The 18510-nt window shown below is 67.6% G+C and carries 19 protein-coding genes; 4 read left to right on the top strand and 15 right to left on the bottom strand.

Going from position 1 to position 18510, the window contains the following annotated elements; translation table 11 throughout:
• Positions 1 to 26: 26 nt before the first annotated feature.
• The 5 genes from ABIC50_RS28740 to ABIC50_RS28760 all read right to left on the bottom strand — a co-directional run bounded on the left by ABIC50_RS28740 (position 27) and on the right by ABIC50_RS28760 (position 4987).
• Positions 27 to 2336, bottom strand: coding sequence for a TonB-dependent hemoglobin/transferrin/lactoferrin family receptor (locus ABIC50_RS28740; protein WP_354168261.1), 2310 nt, complete (start codon positions 2334 to 2336; stop codon positions 27 to 29).
• A gap of 234 nt (positions 2337 to 2570) precedes the next feature.
• The gene (locus ABIC50_RS28745) at positions 2571 to 2798 is read right to left on the bottom strand and encodes a hypothetical protein (RefSeq protein ID WP_006754285.1); all 228 of its coding nucleotides are present in this window, start codon (positions 2796 to 2798) and stop codon (positions 2571 to 2573) included.
• A 71-nt stretch (positions 2799 to 2869) separates the two neighbouring features.
• A complete protein-coding gene (locus ABIC50_RS28750) occupies positions 2870 to 3253 on the bottom strand; it encodes a DUF6232 family protein (RefSeq protein WP_166721320.1) in 384 nt (127 codons plus the stop codon).
• Between the two features lie 111 nt (positions 3254 to 3364).
• On the bottom strand, positions 3365 to 3625 hold the full coding sequence (locus ABIC50_RS28755; RefSeq protein ID WP_006754283.1) for a DUF2866 domain-containing protein: 261 nt from the start codon (positions 3623 to 3625) through the stop codon (positions 3365 to 3367).
• 207 nt (positions 3626 to 3832) lie between these two features.
• Positions 3833 to 4987 (bottom strand): porin, encoded by a 1155-nt coding sequence (locus ABIC50_RS28760; protein ID WP_175703228.1) that lies wholly within the window; start codon positions 4985 to 4987, stop codon positions 3833 to 3835.
• Positions 4988 to 5294: 307 nt separating this feature from the next.
• Here ABIC50_RS28760 and ABIC50_RS28765 point away from each other — a divergent pair, with 307 nt between their 5' ends.
• The gene (locus ABIC50_RS28765; RefSeq protein ID WP_011659720.1) at positions 5295 to 6101 is read left to right on the top strand and encodes a MetQ/NlpA family ABC transporter substrate-binding protein; all 807 of its coding nucleotides are present in this window, start codon (positions 5295 to 5297) and stop codon (positions 6099 to 6101) included.
• Between the two features lie 156 nt (positions 6102 to 6257).
• Here ABIC50_RS28765 and ABIC50_RS28770 read toward each other — a convergent pair whose 3' ends face one another.
• From ABIC50_RS28770 to ABIC50_RS28785, 4 genes are all read right to left on the bottom strand, one after another.
• The gene (locus ABIC50_RS28770; RefSeq protein WP_175677717.1) at positions 6258 to 7373 is read right to left on the bottom strand and encodes a succinylglutamate desuccinylase/aspartoacylase family protein; all 1116 of its coding nucleotides are present in this window, start codon (positions 7371 to 7373) and stop codon (positions 6258 to 6260) included.
• A 258-nt stretch (positions 7374 to 7631) separates the two neighbouring features.
• Positions 7632 to 8414, bottom strand: coding sequence for an ABC transporter substrate-binding protein (locus ABIC50_RS28775; protein WP_138849625.1), 783 nt, complete (start codon positions 8412 to 8414; stop codon positions 7632 to 7634).
• A gap of 226 nt (positions 8415 to 8640) precedes the next feature.
• Positions 8641 to 9561, bottom strand: coding sequence for a LysR substrate-binding domain-containing protein (locus ABIC50_RS28780; protein ID WP_354168263.1), 921 nt, complete (start codon positions 9559 to 9561; stop codon positions 8641 to 8643).
• Positions 9562 to 9618: 57 nt separating this feature from the next.
• Positions 9619 to 10566 (bottom strand): GlxA family transcriptional regulator, encoded by a 948-nt coding sequence (locus ABIC50_RS28785; protein WP_354168265.1) that lies wholly within the window; start codon positions 10564 to 10566, stop codon positions 9619 to 9621.
• A 108-nt stretch (positions 10567 to 10674) separates the two neighbouring features.
• Between ABIC50_RS28785 and ABIC50_RS28790 the strand changes: the two genes are divergently transcribed.
• The gene (locus ABIC50_RS28790; protein ID WP_354168267.1) at positions 10675 to 10983 is read left to right on the top strand and encodes a DUF3817 domain-containing protein; all 309 of its coding nucleotides are present in this window, start codon (positions 10675 to 10677) and stop codon (positions 10981 to 10983) included.
• Positions 10980 to 11381 (top strand): CopD family protein, encoded by a 402-nt coding sequence (locus ABIC50_RS28795; RefSeq protein WP_126226162.1) that lies wholly within the window; start codon positions 10980 to 10982, stop codon positions 11379 to 11381. The genes ABIC50_RS28790 and ABIC50_RS28795 overlap by 4 nt, the downstream gene beginning before the upstream one ends.
• A 10-nt stretch (positions 11382 to 11391) precedes the next feature.
• Here the strand turns inward: ABIC50_RS28795 and ABIC50_RS28800 are convergent, their stop codons facing one another.
• From ABIC50_RS28800 to ABIC50_RS28810, 3 genes are all read right to left on the bottom strand, one after another.
• On the bottom strand, positions 11392 to 11985 hold the full coding sequence (locus ABIC50_RS28800; protein WP_212084982.1) for a hypothetical protein: 594 nt from the start codon (positions 11983 to 11985) through the stop codon (positions 11392 to 11394).
• Between the two features lie 236 nt (positions 11986 to 12221).
• Positions 12222 to 13610, bottom strand: coding sequence for an NCS2 family permease (locus tag ABIC50_RS28805; protein WP_354168269.1), 1389 nt, complete (start codon positions 13608 to 13610; stop codon positions 12222 to 12224).
• Positions 13611 to 14113: 503 nt separating this feature from the next.
• The gene (locus tag ABIC50_RS28810; RefSeq protein ID WP_471685684.1) at positions 14114 to 14791 is read right to left on the bottom strand and encodes a TetR/AcrR family transcriptional regulator; all 678 of its coding nucleotides are present in this window, start codon (positions 14789 to 14791) and stop codon (positions 14114 to 14116) included.
• 48 nt (positions 14792 to 14839) lie between these two features.
• On the opposite strand from ABIC50_RS28810, the gene ABIC50_RS28815 reads away from it, so the two are divergent.
• Positions 14840 to 15505 carry an O-methyltransferase gene (locus tag ABIC50_RS28815; protein ID WP_354168273.1) on the top strand — a complete coding sequence of 222 codons (666 nt, stop codon included), beginning with the start codon at positions 14840 to 14842 and terminating at the stop codon, positions 15503 to 15505.
• Between the two features lie 106 nt (positions 15506 to 15611).
• On the opposite strand, the gene ABIC50_RS28820 is transcribed toward ABIC50_RS28815, so the two are convergent.
• The 3 genes from ABIC50_RS28820 to ABIC50_RS28830 all read right to left on the bottom strand — a co-directional run bounded on the left by ABIC50_RS28820 (position 15612) and on the right by ABIC50_RS28830 (position 18489).
• Positions 15612 to 16148 carry a DUF3455 domain-containing protein gene (locus tag ABIC50_RS28820; RefSeq protein WP_354168274.1) on the bottom strand — a complete coding sequence of 179 codons (537 nt, stop codon included), beginning with the start codon at positions 16146 to 16148 and terminating at the stop codon, positions 15612 to 15614.
• 189 nt (positions 16149 to 16337) lie between these two features.
• The gene (locus tag ABIC50_RS28825) at positions 16338 to 17342 is read right to left on the bottom strand and encodes an aldo/keto reductase (RefSeq protein WP_354168276.1); all 1005 of its coding nucleotides are present in this window, start codon (positions 17340 to 17342) and stop codon (positions 16338 to 16340) included.
• Positions 17343 to 17373: 31 nt separating this feature from the next.
• Positions 17374 to 18489, bottom strand: a complete 1116-nt coding sequence (locus ABIC50_RS28830) for an alkene reductase (protein WP_354168278.1) — start codon at positions 18487 to 18489, stop codon at positions 17374 to 17376.
• Positions 18490 to 18510: the final 21 nt, after the last annotated feature.

The following is an 18510-nucleotide window of genomic DNA, read 5'->3' on the forward strand; positions in this document are numbered from 1 at the left end:
TGGGCAGGAACGCGCGGTGGCGCGCTTCAAAAATCCACCTTCATGCTGACGGCGACGGTGCGCCCGGACGACGTGTACGCGTCGAGCACCTGCGAATCGGCCGCGAGGCCGCGCACGTCCGACCAGTTCCAGTACTTGCGGTCGAACAGGTTGCGGATGCCGATCGTCGCGCTCACGTGCTTGTTGAAGCGGTAGCCGCCGCGCAGGTCGACGACGAACGACGACGGCGGCGCGAAGCATGACGTTCTGGCTCCCGGGCACGCATCTGCCGGGATGTCCTTGTCGCGCTTCGCGGCCTGGAACAGCAGGTCGGTCTGCACGAACCAGCGCTCGCCCGGTTCGTAGCGCACACCGAACACGGCCGAGAACGGGCTGACCGTATCGAGCGGCTGACTGGCCGCGCCGTTGTTCTGCGTCGAGCCCTTCGTGAACGCCATCGCCGTCTTCAGCGTGAGGCCGTTGGGCATCACCCATTCGGCGCGGCCCTCGAAGCCGTGGATGCGCGCGTCGGCGAAGTTCACGTACTGGAACACGAACGGGTCGACCGGCCGGCCGCTGCCCGCGATCGTCGTGCGCGAGATGAAGTCGCGGTAGTGGCCGGTGAACGCGGCCGCGCTGTAGCGCACGATGCCGTAACCGGTGCCGGCCTTGCCGCGCAGGCCCGCTTCGAACGTGTCGCTGGTCTCCGGCTTCAGGTTCGGATTGCCGATCGACGTGTAGCCGTACACCGGGTTCGAGAAGCTGCTGTTCACCTGGTCGGGTGTCGGCGCGCGGAAGCCGTGCGCGTATTGCGCATACGGAATCAGCGCGGGCGTGATCTCGTAGAGCACCGCGACGCGTGGCGACACTTCGTTCGCGCTCGTCGACACCGCGGTGCCGGTGAACAACGGATCGTTCTGCGACGCGCTCAGCCGGTACGTATCGAAGCGCAGCCCCGGCGTGACGAGCAGGCGGCCGTAACCGATCTGGTCCTGCACGAACGCGCCGAACAGCGTGTAGTCGGTGTCGGGAAACGCCTTGTTCGGGAACGCCTCGCCGACGCCCGGCACCGTGCCGTCGCGCAGGTTCGTCACGCGCGACAGGCTGCCGTCGACGCCGTACAGCAGCTTGTGCGCGAGCGGGCCGGTCGCGAAGCCGCTTTCGGCGAACGCGGAGCCGCCGAACGTGCGCTCCTGGTACTCGTTGTCGCGGGAGCGCGAAGGCTGCTTGCCGCGCGTCTCGAATGCGTATTGGTCCTGCTTCGCGTCCTGGTAGTAGAACTGCACGTGCGCGGTCTGGAACCAGCGCAATGCATCGTCGCGGAAGTCGTAATCGACGCTGAAGCGGTTGCGCTCGAGCCGGTCGTGGGTCGTGAGGCCGAGCGTGGTCGGCGGGTTGATCGCGGACAGCACGTCGGTGCTCACGCGCCGCTGCACGGTTTCGGCTGTGAACTTGATCGTGTCGCGCGTGGTGGGCGTCAGCGTCAGCTTGCCGAGCAGCGATTCCGAATAGACGTCCTGCGGGTTCGACGTCGTGCGCAGCGTGTTCGCCGAATTGTTGCTGCCGCGCGTGTCGACTTCGTGGCCGCGCCGGCCGTCGGCGATGATCATCCCCTGCACGCGGTCGTTGCCGCCCGCGGCCGATACCGTCGCGCCGACGCTGCGGTCGGCCGAGTCGTAGCTCGGCCGGAACGAGAAATACGTGGGCTTGCCATAGATCGACAGCAGGTCGCGCGGATCCTTCGTGATGAAGTTCACCGCGCCGGTCAGCCCGTCGCTGCCGTACAGCGCCGATGCCGGGCCGCGCAGGATCTCGATGCGCTTGAGCGTGTCGAGATCGGAGTAGTCGCCGCGCCCGGCTTCGAGCGGCCCGAACGAGAACGCGTTCGGCAGGCGGATGCCGTCTTCCATCAGCAGCACGCGATTGCCTTCGAGGCCGCGGATGTTGATGCTCGAATCGCCGTCGCGGCCGCCGCCGAGCGCGGCGCTGCCGGGGCGATACGCGGTGCGGCGCACCGTGACGCCCGGCTCGTAGCGCAGCGCGTCCTTGATGTTGGTGGCCTGCTGTTCCTCGAGATCGTCGTCGGTGATCACCGACACGGACGCGGCCGTGCGGCTCGCAGCGGTGGCGGTACGGGTTGCCGTGACGGTGACGGGGTCGAGCAGCGCCGCATCGCCGCGCGTGGATGCGGCAACGAGGACGGCAGACGGCGGGTTGGCGCCTTTCGACGACGAATCGACATAAGTGGCGTCAGCGGCGTTAGCGGTGGAATCGGCGTAAGCGGGGGCGGCGGACAGGCCGAACACGCCGAACAGCGCGGCACAGATCGGCCGCCGCGCCAGCGAATAGCAATGCACAGGTGGTCTCCCATTGACGATAACGAGCCCGAAGGCTGGCTGGGTGACGGGTTCACCTGGCTGGCCCGTTCGCGCGCGACAGGCGGCGAACGGCGAATTGAAAGGAAACTAATGGTTCTTCAAGTGTAAATGAGAATCATTATCAGTACAAGAACGGAAAACGGCGAGTGCGGACACGCGCCGTCGGCGCGGGTCGGGCGAGCCGCGCGGGGATGAATTCGGGAAAGACGGGCGCTAGGCCAGCGCTTCGATGCGAATCAGCAGGTTGCGCGCATGCGCAATGAACGCATCGTGTGTCGCGCGATCGCCGTGGCCTTCGAAGCCGGTTTGTTCGGCGAACGCGAGCTGTTCGGCGTAGAGATCGACGAGCGCGCGGCGTGTGTCGGGCGGCAGCGTGCGAATCATCGAGACGAGCAGCAGTTCCTGCGCGCGCAGCATGCCGGACAGCGATTGGGGGTTCATGCCCACCTCCTCGAACGATGCGGCGGCGTGCCGCTCATTTCATAGTAGGTGGTGGGCGCGCGCAGCGGAAATCAGCCGGCGGCCGTCGCGGCGCGTGCATCGCGCACGATCTGCGCGACGCGCTCGACGAATTCGGCGTCGACGCTCGACAGCGCTTCGCGCTTGCCGTCGGGCATCTCGACCATCAGCCGGTACGTGATGTCCTGCGTGGTCCAGGCGAGATAGCCGACGACGGCGAGCATCACGCCGACGACCAGCGCGCCGCTCGATCCGCCGATGCCGCCGGCAATGGCGGCGGCCACGCCGATCAGCGAGATCAGCCACGGCACGAGGCGATTCTTCGGGATCTTGACGACGTCGACGTTGCGGATGTCACGCAGCGGAAAGACTTGGCCCGCCGCCGACAGGCCGTTGCGCGTGATTGTCACGCCGCGTTCGTTGAATGCGTTTTCCATCGTGTGTTGCGTGGACGAAAACGCGCAGCGTAGCAGACTTCGTTGCCGCGTCAAACGAGACCGAGTGCCGCACGATGCGTGCGGGCCGGTGGCGACGCGCTCAGGAGGGAATCAGAACTGCAGCCGGCCGTCGCCGTACAGGCGGCCCGGCACGTGCGACGCGACGACCTCGGCGATCTCTTCGTCGGTCGATTCGGCCGGCACGATCTGGCGCCGCGCGGGGGCGTCGAGATGCATCGTCCATTCGACGAGCCGGTACGGGCGGCCCCACGGGCGCTGCATTTCCACCGACACGCGGCAGCTCTGGACCGGTAGCGAATGCTGGCGCGTCAGAAGCGCGTGCAGATGGCTGTAAACGGTATCTTCGATCATCTTGGCCTCCGATCCTGTCTTGTGGGCAGTTGATGGCGGTGCCGTAGCGGTTCTCAAAAAAAAAGCCGCCGATGCTCAGGCGGCCAACAGGGGGGGTGGAAGCATCCTCTCAGCCCAGAATTAAGCGAAACTTAAAAGCCCATAAAAAAGCGCCCCGCCGGAGCGGGGCGCTTCTTGCCGTCGTGATCCGCGAGTTAAGCGGATGCTTTAGAACTTGTGACGGATACCGACGCGAGCGGCCAGCTGGTTCGACGAACCCGTGCCCGACGTGTTGAAGTAGCTCGTGCTCGAGCCGATCTGCGCTTGCACGTTGTTGCCCGACGCCTTCTGGTAGACGACCAGGCCGTACACGTCCGTACGCTTGCTGAGCGCGTAGTCCAGACCCAGGTTGCCCTGGTTCCAGTGTGCCGAGCCGCCGTTTTGCGTGGCGTTCGTGTACGTGTAGCCCGCCGCTGCCGACAGGGCCGGCGTGAACGCGTACTTCAGGCCAGCTTCGTATGCGTTGTAGAACGTGCCCGATGCGCCGGCTGCGACCGGGGTGAACTGCGTGCGCGTCCACAGGGCCCATGCCGTTGCCGGGCCGAAGATGTAGCGGCCGCCGACGCCGTACGTGCGCAGGTCGCGGATGTTGCCCGTGCTGATGTTCGCGATCGTCGTCGAGAATGCCGGCGACGACTGGCTCGGGAAGCGGATGTCCGTGTAGGCCGCGCCGAGGGCGAACGGGCCGTTCGCGTAGTTCACGCCGAAGCTGTATGCACGCGACGAGCCGCCCGTGTTCGTGGTGCCCGTGCCCGCTGCGCCGGCGAAGTCGGTCGAGTTCGAGAAGCCGTACAACGCGCCGAACGTGAAGCCGGCGTAGTTCGCGCTCTGGAACTTCACCGAGTTGTTGATGCGGCTCGACGTGAGCTGGTCGACGTCGTTCACGTGGTACGCGTAGTTGCCCGCGACCGTGTTGCCGCCCGTCGAGTAGTTCGAACCGAGGATGTCGGTCGAGAACGAGTACTGACGGCCGAGCGTGACCGTACCGAATTGCGACTGGCTCAGGCCAACGTAAGCCTGGCGGCCGAAGATCGCGCCGCCCTGGCCGATCGTGCCGTTGCCGCTGTTGAAGCCGTTTTCGAGCACGAAGATCGCCTTCAGGCCGCCACCGAGGTCTTCGGTGCCGCGCAGGCCCCAACGGCTGCCCTGGGCCACGCCGTCGTCGTACTTGAACAACTTGCCGCTGCCGCCGTTTGCGGTCTTGCTGTGGTTCACGTAGCTGATACCGGCGTCGATCACGCCGTACAGGGTCACGCTGCTTTGCGCGTGTGCCGTGCCGGCCGTTGCTGCGAGGATGGCGATGGTCAACAGTTTCTTGTTCAAAGGATTCTCCGAGCGAATGAATGGCGTGTCCAGTTGCGGTTCCGGCGCTCTCTGCGGGCGCTTTCACGGACCGGCGGCAACTTTATCGGCGGGCCACGTAATGAATATGACAGCGACTGTCATATGACCAATGTGTGGTGCCGATGCGACACTGGATTCTGCCCGGTTGTACAGCAGGGAGTTATACCGATTCCGCCTGAGATTCCATCGGGATCCGGAATATGCACATGAAATAAGCTTGGTTGGTGCTGTTCCGGCCCCGTGCCACGATGCGCGCTTGAACAACCACACGGGACAAGAGGACACCATGCGACGTTCGATCCTGACCGGCCTCGGCGCGCTTGCCGCGGCGCTGGCCTTTGCCGCGCCCGGCGCGCACGCCGACCCGCAAACGCTGAAGATCGGCACGATGAGCGGCCCCGACGCGCAGATCTGGACCGAGGTGACGAAAGTCGCCGCACGCGAGGGCCTCGCGATCAAGGTCATCGAATTCAACGATTACGTGCAGCCGAACGCGGCGCTCGACGCGGGCGACCTCGATGCGAACGGCTTCCAGCACCAGCCGTTTCTCGACAGCCAGATCAAGCAGCGCGGCTACCGGATCGTCAATGTCGGGCTGACCTACACGGCGCCGATGGGCTTCTATTCGAAGAAGCTCAAGTCGCTGAAGGACTTGCCGGCCGGCGCGAAGGTCGGGATCCAGAACGATCCGTCGAACGGCAACCGCGCGCTGCTGCTGCTGCAGAAATACGGGGTGATCAAGCTGAAGGCGGGCGCCGGTACGAACGGCGTGAACGCGACGCCGCTCGACGTCGCGGAGAATCCGAAGAAGATCAGGATCGTCGAGCTCGACGCCGCGCAACTGCCGCGCGCGCTGCCCGACCTCGACGCCGCGTCGATCAACACCGACTACGCGGTGAAGGCCGGGCTCACGCCGGCGAAGGATGCGATCGCGATCGAGGATCTGCGCGGGCCGTACGCGAACCTGATCGCGGTGCGCGCGCAGGACAAGGACAAGCCGTGGGTGAAGAAGCTCGTCGCGGCCTACGAGTCGGACGACGTGCGCAAGTTCATCGACCAGAAGTTCGGCGGCGCGATCGTGCCGGCGTTCTGAACGCCGACGCGAGCAAGCCACGGCCCGGCTGCCGCGCCGGGCCTCCCGCCCACGCCCAAAAAGCACATCGCCCGCGCAAGCGGGCGATGTCGTTGGCGCGTACTGCGAGGCGGCGCGCGGGCTCGCGGCCCAGGCCGCCTAGGCTGTTCAGGACGCTCAGGCCGACAGCAGCGACCCGGTGCGGATCGGCGTCGCGCCGGCGATGCGCGCGACTTCCATCCCGGCCGTCGCGAAGCGCACGATCTGGCGCGCGTACAGCACGCCCGACACGCTGCTCTTCAGCGTGACCACGCGATCGGTCAGCGGATCGACGATGTCGGCCACTTCCTGGCCGGCCTCGATCCATGCGCCCACCGGCGTGCGGAACACGATCACGCCCGACACCGGCGCCACGAGCGGATCGGTGCCCGCGAGCGGCGTGGCCGGGTGCGACAGCGGCGGCAGCGGCGCGGGCGTGCCGTCGATGACGCCGCGTTCCGTCAGGTATTCGACGATCGCCTGCGCGTCCTTCTCGGCGAATTCGTACGACACGTCGCGCTCGCTGCGCAGTTCGACCGTGACGGAAATCGCGCCGTTCGGAATCGGGAAACGATCGCCGAAACGGTTGCGCAGATCCGACCAGCAGAAGCTGTGGATCTCGTCGAACGGATTGCCGACCGAATTCAGCGCGAGCAGCGACGCCTGCGCATCCAGGTAGCGCGCCAGCGGCTCGACGTCTTCCCACAGATCGGGGTTCGTGTAGAGGTGCAGCACCGCGTCGCTGTCGCAATGCAGGTCGAGCACGATGTCGGCGTCGAACGACAGCTTCTGCAGCGCGAGGCGCTGCGAGTCCAGCTCGGTGCGCGGCTTCTGCTCGTCGAGCGCCTCGCGCATCGCGGCGCGTACCGCGGCGAGGTTGCGCTGCGCGTCGTTCGTCAGACGGCCTTCGATGCGCGGCAGCACGAGCGCCGCGAGATCGTAGAAATTGCGGTTGAAGTTCTGCATCGAGCCGAGCTCGAAGCGGCCGAGGTGATCGCCGAACACGTGCTGCGACAGGCCGATCGGGTTCGGCACCGGGACGATGACCACTTCGCCGCGCAGCTTGCCGGCCGTCTCGAGCGCGGCGATCTTGCGGCGCAGCAGCGCGGCGACCAGCATGCCGGGCAGTTCGTCCGCGTGCAGCGACGACTGGATGTAGACCTTCTTGCCGCCGCGCGGGCCGTAGTGGAAGCTCGTGATCTGGCGTTCGGTGCCGACGGCGGGGGAAATGAGCGGATGGGTCTGCGTTTGCATGATGAGGGGAGGGCGGCGCAGCCGCGAGTGATCCGTATGCGTGGAAGATCGATTGTACGTTGCCTTCCGCGAACCTATCAAACCACGCGAGCGGCGCGTCGTTTCCCTTTGCGAATCATCGGGTTGGCGCGTAAAAAATAACGGTCCGGCGGGCCTGCGCGCATGCGTCGTCCGCAGCGTTTGGTCGCACGCGCGCAAAAAAAACGGGCTCCTTGCGGAGCCCGTCTGCGCGGATGAGAAGCGCGCTGTTACGCGGTATTACTTGCCGTACACGTCGAAATCGAAGTACTTCTTCGCGATCTTCTGGTACGTGCCGTCCTTGCGCATGCCCGTGATCGCGCTGTCGATCTTCGCCTTCAGGTCGGTGTCTTCCTTGCGCAGGCCGATGCCCGCGCCGTTGCCGAGCGTCTTCGGATCGTCGATGTCCTTGCCGGCGAAATCGAAGTTCGCGCCGCGCGGCGTCTTCAGGAAGCCGATCTCGGCCTGCACCGCATCCTGCAGCGCGCCGTCCAGACGGCCCGCGATCAGGTCGGCGTAGACCTGGTCCTGGTTCTGGTAAGGCACGACCTTCACGCCCTTCGCGGCCCAGTACGTCTTCGCATAGGTTTCCTGGATCGTGCCCTGCTCGACACCGACCGACTTGCCCTTCAGCGATTCGGCGGTCGGCATCAGGCCCGAGCCCTTCTTCGCGACGAGGCGCGTCGGCGTGTTGAACAGCTTCTCGGAGAACGCGATCTGTTCCTGGCGCGCCGGCGTCATCGACATCGACGACAGGACGCCGTCGAACTTGCGTGCCTTCAGTGCCGGGATCATCCCGTCGAAGTCGTTTTCGATCCACACGCACTTCGCGTTCATGCGGCGGCAGATCTCGTTGCCGAGATCGACGTCGAAACCGACCACCTTGCCGCTCGCGTCTTTCGATTCGAAAGGCGGGTAGCTTGCGTCGACGCCGAAGCGCACGGTCGTCCAGTCCTTCGCGTACGCGGTGCCGGCCGAAACGGCGAGCACGGCCACGGTCACAGCCGCAAGAATCTTTTTCACTCGGTCACTCCTCGTTTTGTTCGATGGGTGCGCGGTTGTGCCGCGCCGTAAGCCTTCGGTCCGGCGCGGTTTCGCATCGGACTGTCCGTTTCGCCTGCCCGATGCGGGCGCGCGACGTGCGCAAGATTATCAAGACAAAATACCCGGAGGGCGCCTAGGACAAGCCCCGATACCGGACCCGACGCCCGCGCATGCGGCGCGCGACCGTTTCAGACCTAGGAACGGTTCAGCCGAGCGTTTCGTTGACCGCGCGCTGCAGGCAACTGACGAATTCCGAGACGGCGGGCGTCGGCAGCAGGTCGCGGCGCGCGATGATCGACAGGTCGAAGCGCGGCATGCTTTCGTCGAGTTCGGCCGTGCGGATGCCGAGCGGCGCCACCATCGCGGCCAGCGGGCGCGTGAAACAGCCGATCACGTCGGAGCGCGCGACCAGCCCGAGCGTCACCGCGAACGACATCGGCGAGCGCAGCAGGCGCTTGGGCAGCGGCAGCCCGCGCGCATCGAACATCGCGCTCATCACGCTGTGCGGGAGCTGCTCGGCGCCGACCGTGACGATCCACTCGGCGTCGAGCAATTCCTCTAACCCGCGCGCGTGCGCGAGCGGGTGGCCTTCGCGCATCACGACGGTGAATTCGGTCGACAGCAGCGGCACCTGCGTGAAATCCCGGTCGAGCGCGGGCACATGGTGCATCGCAGCGATATCGAGCGTGCCGTTGCGCAGTTGCGCGAGCGCGTCGGGCACCGTCACTTCCTCGAGATGCAGGCTGACGTTCGGCATCGACCGGCGGAACGCGGTGACCGCGTGCGGCAGCGCGGTCAGCGCGATCGACGGCATCGTGCCGACCGCCACGCGCCCGGACATTTCTCCTTTCACCTGCTCGACGGCTTCGACGGTGCGGCGCATGTCGCCGAGCAATTGCTCGGCGCGCGGCAGCAGCGCATGGCCGCACGCGGTCAGCTCGACGCCGCGCACGCTGCGCACGAGCAGTTCCGCGTTCAGCGCCGTTTCGAGTTCGCGGATCGTATGGGTGATCGCGGGCTGCGTGACGCCGAGCTCGCGCGCGGCGGCGCGCAGGCTCTTGTGATGCGCGGCGGAGACGAACGCGTGGAGCTGCGCGGTGTTCAGGTGGTTGCGGATGCGGGTCATCGAGCGGGTCCGGTTGGCGCGAAAGGGGGCGGCGTCAGGTCGCGATCCTGATCAACGTCACGCGCCGGCGCGCGCGCGGAACGCCTGCCGATAGCGCTGCGGCGACGTGCCGACGATGCGGGCGAAGCGCTCGCGAAACGCGGTGACCGAACCGAACCCGGCTTCCGTCGCCACATGCTCGATCGACAGCTCCGTCATCTCCAGCAACTGCTGCGCATGCCTGACGCGGGCGGTCTGCAGCCATTGCCGCGGCGACGTGCCCGTGTGCGCCTGAAAGCGCCGCGTCAGCGTGCGCACGCTCGTCGATGCGTGGCGGGCCATCGCGTCGAGCGTCAGCGGCTTGCGCAGGTTCGCCTGCAGCCAGTCCATCAGGCTCTGCAGCCCGTCGCTGCCGGCCGGCCATTCGGGCGCGATGAACTGCGCCTGCCCGCCTTCGCGCACGCGCGGCGCCACCGCGCAGCGCGCGGCATCGACGGCGACCGCCGCGCCGTAGTCGGCCTGGATCATGTGCAGGCACAGATCGAGGCCGGCCGCGGCGCCTGCCGACGTCAGGATCTGCCCGTTGTCGACGAACAGCACGTTCGGGTCGACCTCGACATTCGGGTAGCGGCGCGCGAGTTCGGCGGCCGCGAGCCAGTGCGTCGTCGCGCGCAGGCCGTCGAGCAGCCCGGCTTCCGCGAGCACGAACGCGCCGCTGCAGATCGACGCGATCCGGCAACCGCGCGCGGCGGCCGCGCGCAGTGCCGCGATCGCGCGGCGCGACGTGGGCGCGAGCGGCACGGACGTGCCGGGGACGACGATCGTGTCGGCATCGGCAAGCGCGTCGAGACGAAACGGCGGGCGCAGTTCGAACAGATCGCCCGCGACGCGCGGATGCTCGCTGCACACGCGCACGCGGTATGCCTGCGCGACGTCGGGCGAGCGCACGCGCGCGAACGTGTCGCACGCCACGCCCAGATCGAACGGGACGACATCGGGCAAAGCGAGCACGGCGAGCGTATGCATGGCGTTCGCGGCCCGTGGCCAGAATCCGTTGAAAGATGTCATTCTAGCCAATGGCTCGAACCCGCGCCACGCGCGACAATCGCGGCGGACCCACCTGGAGGCCTGTCCATGAAACAAGACGATCGCAACGCGTTGCGCAACCTGCAATACCTGTCGTTGCTGGAAGCGACCACGCTCGTCGTGCTGGTGTGCGTGGCCGTGCCGCTCAAGCATCTGGCCGGGTATCCGGTCGCGGTATCGGTCATGGGCCCGGTTCACGGCATCGCGTTCGCGATGTACGTGTGGGCGGTCGTCGGCACCGCGTCGAGCGGGCTGTGGAGCAAGGGCGAGGTCACGCGGCTCGTGCTGTCGGCCGTCGTGCCGTTTGCGGGGCTGGCGAGCGCCGGATGGATCGCGCGCAGGCGGCATGCGCAATGATCTACCTGGTGCTGAAGGCCGTACATGTCGCCGCCGTCGTCACGTTCGTCGGCGGGCTGCTGATGCTGTCCGTCGGCGTTCGTATCGCCAACCTGGCCGTGCATCGTGCGGTGCGGCGCTGGGATCGTACGGTGACGGCGCCCGCGCTCGCGCTCGTCTGGATCACGGGGATCGCGATCGCGCTGAACGGTCACTGGTTCGGCGCCGCGTGGCTGTCGGTGAAACTGGTCGTCGTCACCGCGCTGTCGGCGCTGCACGGGATTCTGGCCGGCACGCTGCGGCGCATGGAGCGCGACGATCTCGTCGTCGTGCCCGCGCGATGGCTCGGGCAGGCGGCGGGCGCGGTCGTGGCGGCCGCCGGGATCGTCGTCGGGCTGGTCGTGATCAAGCCGTTCTGACGCGGCGGGTCTACGCGAGCGCCGTCTCGACCGCTGCCAGCGTGCGCCGCCGGATCCAGCCGCTCCCCAGCCGGATCGCGAGCCAGTACGGCAGGAACAGCAGCCGCGTGCGCGCGCTCGGACAATGCACGAAGGTTTCGGTGCGCAGCAGGCGCATGCCGGAGCGCAGTCCGATCACCTCGAAGCGCAGCACCAGCTTCGCGTCGTGCGGATCGTCGTGTCGCACGAAGGCCGCGGCGTCGGCGATCGTCCGCACGTCGGGCGTCGGGTGCCAGAAGCGCCCGACGAGGCCGAGCGACAGCGACGTGTCGTCGCGATGCAGCACTGTGAAGGTGTCGAAGCCGAAGCGCTCGCGCGCGGCTTGGGGCGGACGATTGCGCAGCACGCGGGCGACGGCCGCCGGGGTTTCGCGCACGGCCAGCAGCGCGTCGATGACCGGATCCGCACGCATGTCGAGCGTGGCCACGGCGTCGATGATGCGCGACGGCGGCGCGTCGATCGGCCGCGATTCATGAACCTCGACGAAGCCGAACGACGGGATGAACGGCGGCTTGTGCGCCGCGGTCCGCGTGTCTGATTCGGAGACGATGCCGAACGGATTCATGCCGGTTCCGGAGGACAAAGCGCGATCGTAGCACCGCGTGCGGATTCGTGAACGGACACGACGCATGCCGCTCCGTGCCGGCCGAGCGAGGCGCCGGAGCTCCGTGGCGCACCCGCAAAAAAAGCCCGGAAACTTGCGCTTCCAGGCAGGGAGACCATCAACGACGATGGTGGGAGGAGACGGTGTCGTTCCGCTGCGCCGCCGTTTTCGCAAGCGACGTCGCGCATGAGCCGCGCTCAGATCGCCCAGCCGCCGAGGTAGAACGTGACGAGCACGGCCGCGATGAGCACGGTGCCGACGTTGAGCTTGCGGAATTCGCCGCTGGCGATGCGGCCGATCACGAGCGTCGAGAAGCCGAGCATGATGCCCGTCACGATGTTCGCGGTCAGCACGATGAACACCGCGCACACGAGGCCCGACATCGCGTCGACCATGTCGTCCATGTGCAGCTTGCTCACGCTGCCGAGCATCAGCAGGCCGACGTACATCAGCGCGGGTGCGGTGGCGTACGACGGCACGAGGCCCGCGAGCGGCGAGAAGAACATCACGACCAGGAACAGCAGGCCGACCACCGCGGCCGCGAGGCCCGTCTTCGCGCCGGCGGCCACGCCGACGCTCGACTCGATGTAGGCCGCGGCCGGCGCACCGCCGAGGAAGCCCGAGAAGATCGAGCTGACCGAATCGGCGGTCAGCGCGCGGCCGCCGTTGATGATGCGGCCGTTCTCGTCGAGCTGGCCCGCCTGCCCGGCGACCGCGCGGATCGTGCCGGTCGCGTCGAACACGGCGGTCATCACCAGCGCCAGCACGCTCGGCAGCACGGCCATCGACAGCGCGCCCTTGATGTCCATCGCGCCGATCAGCGATGCGTGGCCCGGCGCGCTCAGCGACGGCAGCGCGAAGATGCCGCGGTATTTCACGGCCGGGTCGAACATGAGGCCGATCAGCGAGATCGCGACCACGACGAGCAGGATGCCGCCCGGCACGCGGCGCTTCTCGAGCCCGAAGATCGCGGCGAGGCCGACGACCGACATGATGACCGGGAACGCGGTGATCTGGCCGAGGGAGACCGGCAGGCCGGCGCCCGGGTTCTTGATCACGAGGCCGACGTCGTTCGACGCGATCAGCAGCAGGAACAGGCCGATGCCGATCCCGGTGCCGTGCGCGACGCCCGCGGGCAGGTTGCGCAGGATCCACGAACGCACGCCGGTGACCGAGATGCCGGTGAACACGAGGCCCATCAGGAACACGGCGCCGAGCGCGACGGTGGGGGGCAGGCCCTTGCCGAGCACGAGACCGAACGCGGTGAACGCCGTCAGCGAAATCGCGCAGCCGATCGCGATCGGCAGCTTTGCCCACAGGCCCATCAGCAGCGAACCGAAGGCGGTGGTGAGACAGACCGCGACGAATACCGCGCTCGTGTCGAAGCCGGCATTGCCGAACATCCCGGGCACGACGAACACGGAATAGACCATCGCGAGGAAGGTGGTCACGCCCGCGACGATTTCGCGACGCTGCGTGCTGCCGCGCGACGAAATGTCGAAGTACCGGTCGATGGCTCCCTTGGTGCCGAAGTCGGGTTGTTCCGCACCGACGCCGACCGTCGGCTGCACCGGGGTATCACTCATGAGCTTGCTCCTTTATCAGCATGCTGAAACGGCCTGTAGCGGACCGTCGTCAGGGTGTCTCGTATCTGGTTGAAATTGTCGGCAACGTCGTGGGGACGCATGACGCATGACGCGTGAGCCGTGTCGTCGTTCGCGCTTCGAAGCGGGCGCGAGTGGGTCGCGTCGTACGACGCGTGGTGGGGTCGCCCCCGTCACGTGCGCTTTGCCGTAGCGAAGGTTAGGCGAACGGCCCATCACGTCCCATTGGGGGAAGAGCATGCAGCGCATGTCGCAGCGCTTATATCGGCGTGCAACGGGGCTTCGTCGTCGCGGAACGCGTGTATACGCCTAGTTCGAATCCGTTAAGGCGATTATTTGAAGGCGGGGGCGGCGGGCAGGGTGATGCGTCGAGGCTTACGGATGTCTTTCGTCGAGGCCGGGAAGGCGCTTAAAAGCGGCCACGCGCAACCCAAATCCGGATGATATCGGCGCCGCGCTGGCGGGTGGTCCCGGCTCCTTGTCCGTCAACGCTGCGCGAGATGCGCGAGGTACACGCAGAACATGTCGGCCATCGCATTCGAATAGGCGTCGATTTCCGCGGGCGTGCGCGCGGTTTCGGAGAACGCCTTGCCGCCCGTCGTGAGCGTCGTCATGACCAGCTCGCAGGCGAGCGCATGCGTGGCGTCGGGCACGTCGGGCAGCATTTCGCGCATGAACGCGCTGAAGACGCGGTTGCACTCGGCCTTCACTTCCCGCGCCTCGGGGGCGTCGCGATAGAGGGGCGCGGCGTCGTCGAGTGCGATGCGCATCGACGCCTCGTCGCATTCCGAACGGATGAACGCGTGGACGGCAGTGCGCAGCCGCTCGGGCGGCGTCTTGCGCGTGTCCTGCAGCATCCCGCACAGCATCTCGGACGTCTGCCGCCATTCGTCGTGCTGGAGCCGGAACAGCACGGCCGCCTTGTTCGGGAAGTACTGGTACAGCGAGCCGACACTCACGCCGGCGCGCTCGGCCACGCGCGCCATCGTGAAGCGCTGCGCGCCTTCAGTCGCCAAAACCTGAATAGCGGCCTGCAGCACGTCGTCGACGAGACGGGTCGAGCGGGCCTGCTTAGGCTGCTTGCGCGAGGCGATCGGGGCGTTGCGGCGGTCGGTCATGACGGGTCTGCCAATGCGAATAGTAAAACCTGAATGATTCGTCATATTCTAGTCGGGCGTACTGACGCACTCAACCTGACTTCGGAGATTTGCATGACCACCCTGATTCACGACCCGTTGGCGTCGCTGCTCGCGCGCCTGTTCGACGAAGCCGAAGCCTCGTCTCCCGCATCGAACCCGGATTTCGCCAACGTGTCGCACGACGAGCAAATGCGGCTGCTGCGCAGCAAGACCGATTACGCCGATTTCTATGCACGCCTGAAGGACTATCCGCTCGCGGTGTCGCGCGAGACGGGCACGCTGCTGTACATGCTCGCGCGCGGCTGTGGCGCACGTTCGATCGTCGAGTTCGGCACGTCGTTCGGCATCTCGACGCTGCACCTCGCGGCCGCGCTGCGCGACAACGGCGGCGGCTGGGTGATCACGAGCGAGTTCGAAGCGTCGAAGATCGCGCGGGCGCGTGCCAATCTGGCGGCGGCCGGGCTGGACGATCTGGTGGAAATTCGGGAAGGCGATGCGTTGCGCACGCTCGCCAGCGATCTGCCGGATACGGTCGACCTGCTGCTGCTCGACGGCGCGAAGGCGTTGTATCCGGAGATTCTCGAACGGGTCGAGCCGCGGCTGCGGGCCGGCGCATTCGTCGTCGCGGACAATGCCGAATACAGCCCCGACTATCTCGGCTACGTGCGTGCGCCGCAGAATGGCTATCTGTCGGTGCCGTTCGGCGGCGATGTCGAACTGTCGATGCGGATTCGCTGAGGCTGAGTCATCGCGTGGCAGCCGCAGCGATAGCGTAAAAATGCAGGATAACTGATCAAGTGGATGTAGCGGCGGCGCCCCGGCTTCGGGCGGCCGCCGTCGTGCGTTACTTCAGGAACACGTAGCGCGCGAAATACGGAAAGCGGCCGATCGCATGCTCGGTCGAACACGCGGGCTCCGGCGGCGTGCCGCCCGCGGTGTCGAGCCGCTGCACGAAGCGCACTCCGGCGAGCGTGCCGGTCGCGGCCTTCGCGTCCGTTGCGGCCGGCGTCGCGGCGAGCAGCAATTGAGGAACGCTGCCGGCGCGCGCGCTCGGCGCTTCCGCGAGCTTCTTGCCGGTAATGCGGCTGCCATCGAGCGCTTCCCACGACGGCCCCGCGCCGTGCCGCACGACGAGCGTGCCGCCGGCATCGAACAGCACCGCTTCCGGGCGCTGGAATGCCCACGCGAGCCGGTGGTCGGCATCGTATTCGCATGTGTAGATCTGCACGCCGGTCGCGGTCGTCGACAGCACGGGCGTCGTGGGGCCGGGCGGCGCGAGGCCGGCGGCATCGTCGGCGTAGGCCGGCGCGGCGCAGGCTGCGAATGAAAGACCGGCCGCGAAGGCCAGCAACATGTCGCGTGTCGGGGAGGGGCTCGGCATGGCGGCGCGTCCTTTCAGGTCGGGTGACGATCGTGCGGAGTCGAACCCGTAAACGCTAGACGCCGATTGCGCAGGCCGCAATTCGGAAATGGCAATCGCGACGATAGCCGCCGCGAGTGCCGGCGCGCGACCGCCACGGCCGCACGCCGCAGCGGCCGCGTCCGCCGCTTCAGACCGCTTCAGTCCGCTTCAGTCCGCGCCGGCCGGCGTCGGTGCGTGCTCGGCGATCAGGTGCTCGGCCTTCAGCGCCGCCCACAGTGCGGCCGGGATCGGCGCCGCCGCGAGACGCAGGTTCTCGTCAATGCGCTCGGGCCGGCTCGCCCCGGGGATCGCTGCCGCGACGGCCGGATGGGCGAGCGAGAACTGCAGCGCCACCGCGCGAACGTCGACACCGAACCGCTCGCAGAGCCCGCGGATCCGCGCGACGCGATCGAGCATCGCCTGCGTGGCCGGCTGGTACTCGAAATGCGTGCCGCCCGCCAGTACACCCGAGTTGTACGGGCCGCCGACGATGATCCCGAGCCCGCGCGCGGCGCTTTCCGGCATCAGCCGTTCGAGCGCGCCCGCATGATCGAGCAGCGTATAGCGTCCGGCGAGCAGGAAGCCGTCCGGATCCGAACGCTCGAGTGCGAGTTCGCACGGCTCGACGCGGTTCACGCCGAGCCCCCAGCCCTTGATGACCTTCTCGTCGCGCAGCCGCGTGAGCGCCTTCGCCGCGCCCGACATCGCGACGTCGAACACGTCGCGCCACGCGTCGCCGTGAAAATCGACGGCCGGATCGTGAATCCACACGGTGTCGAGCCGGTCGGTGCGCAGCCGTGCGAGGCTGGCTTCGATCGAGCGCAGCGTGCCGTCGGCGGTGTAGTCGTAGACGATCCGGTTCGGCAGGCCGTGACGGAACAGCCCGCCTTTTTCGCCGAGATCGCGTTGCGACGCGTCCTCGTGTTCGTCGAGGACGAGCCGGCCGACCTTGGTGCCGAGCGAATACTCGTCGCGCGGACGTCCGGCGAGCGCTTCACCGAGACGCAGCTCGGCGAGGCCGGCGCCATACAGCGGTGCGGCGTCGAAGTAGCGGATGCCGCCACGCCACGCCGCATCGACGGTGGCCAGCGCTTCTTCGTGCGGGATGTCCCGGTACATGTTGCCCAGCGGCGCGGTGCCGAAACCCAGGCGGGAAGGGAGCGTGATTCTCATGAGCGGTCTCGGAGTCGTTGCGCCCGCCCGCTCAGGCCGCGGCCTGCGCGAGCGTCGGATAATCGGTCAGGCCTTTCGCCCCGCCGCCGAACAGCGTGTTGCGATCGTGCTGCGCGAGCGCGGCGCCGGTGCGCAGGCGCTCGGGCAGGTCGGGGTTCGCGACGAACGGGCGGCCGAATGCGATCAGGTCGGCCCAGCCGGCGGCGATCGCTTCGCGCGCGCGTTCGGCCGTGTATGCGCCGGCGTAGATCAGCACGCCCGGGAACGCCGCGCGCAGTTGGCGCTTGAATTCGACCGGCATCAGCGGCGCGTCGTCCCAGTCGGCTTCCGCGATGTGCAGGTAGCCGATGCCGAGTTCGCCGAGCAGCTTCGCGGCGGCGAGGTAGGTCGTTTCCGGATCGTCGTCGACGCAGCCGTTCAGCGTGGTCAGCGGCGCGAGGCGGACGCCGACGCGCGACGCGTCGCCGGTGCCTTCGATCAGCGCCTGCACGACTTCGCGCAGGAAGCGCAGCCGGTTTTCCAGCGAGCCGCCGTACGCGTCGGTGCGCGTGTTCGCGTTCGAGTCGATGAACTGGTTTACGAGATAGCCGTTTGCGCCGTGCAGCTCGACGCCGTCGAAGCCGGCCTCGATCGCGTTGCGGGCGGCGGCGCGGTATTGATCGACGATCTCGCGGATCTCGTCGACGGACAGCGCGCGCGGCTCGGACGCCTGCACGAAGCCCGGCGTGCTGCCGTCCTCGCCGGCGATGAACACGTTCACGCCTTTCGCCTGGATCGGCGACGACGACACCGGTTGCGCGCCACCGAGCAGGCTCGTGTGGCTCAACCGGCCGACGTGCCACAGCTGCGCGAAGATGCGGCCGTGCGCGGCGTGCACGGCGTCCGTCACCCGGCGCCAGCCGGCGACCTGCGACGGCGTGTGGATGCCGGGCGTCCACGCGTAGCCCTTGCCGAGCGGCGCGATGTAGGTGCCTTCGCTGACGATCAGGCCGGCGCTTGCGCGCTGCGCGTAATACGCGGCCATCAGTTCGTTGGCTTCGTCGCCGGGCTGGCTGGCGCGCGAACGCGTCATCGGCGGCATCACGATACGGTTCGGAAGCGTCAGCGCGCCGAATTGCAGCGGTTGAAAAAGCGGGTCGTGGGTCATGGTGAGGTCCTGTCGGGTGCC

This window comes from Burkholderia sp. 567, from assembly GCF_040545115.1.
GTDB lineage: Bacteria > Pseudomonadota > Gammaproteobacteria > Burkholderiales > Burkholderiaceae > Burkholderia > Burkholderia ambifaria.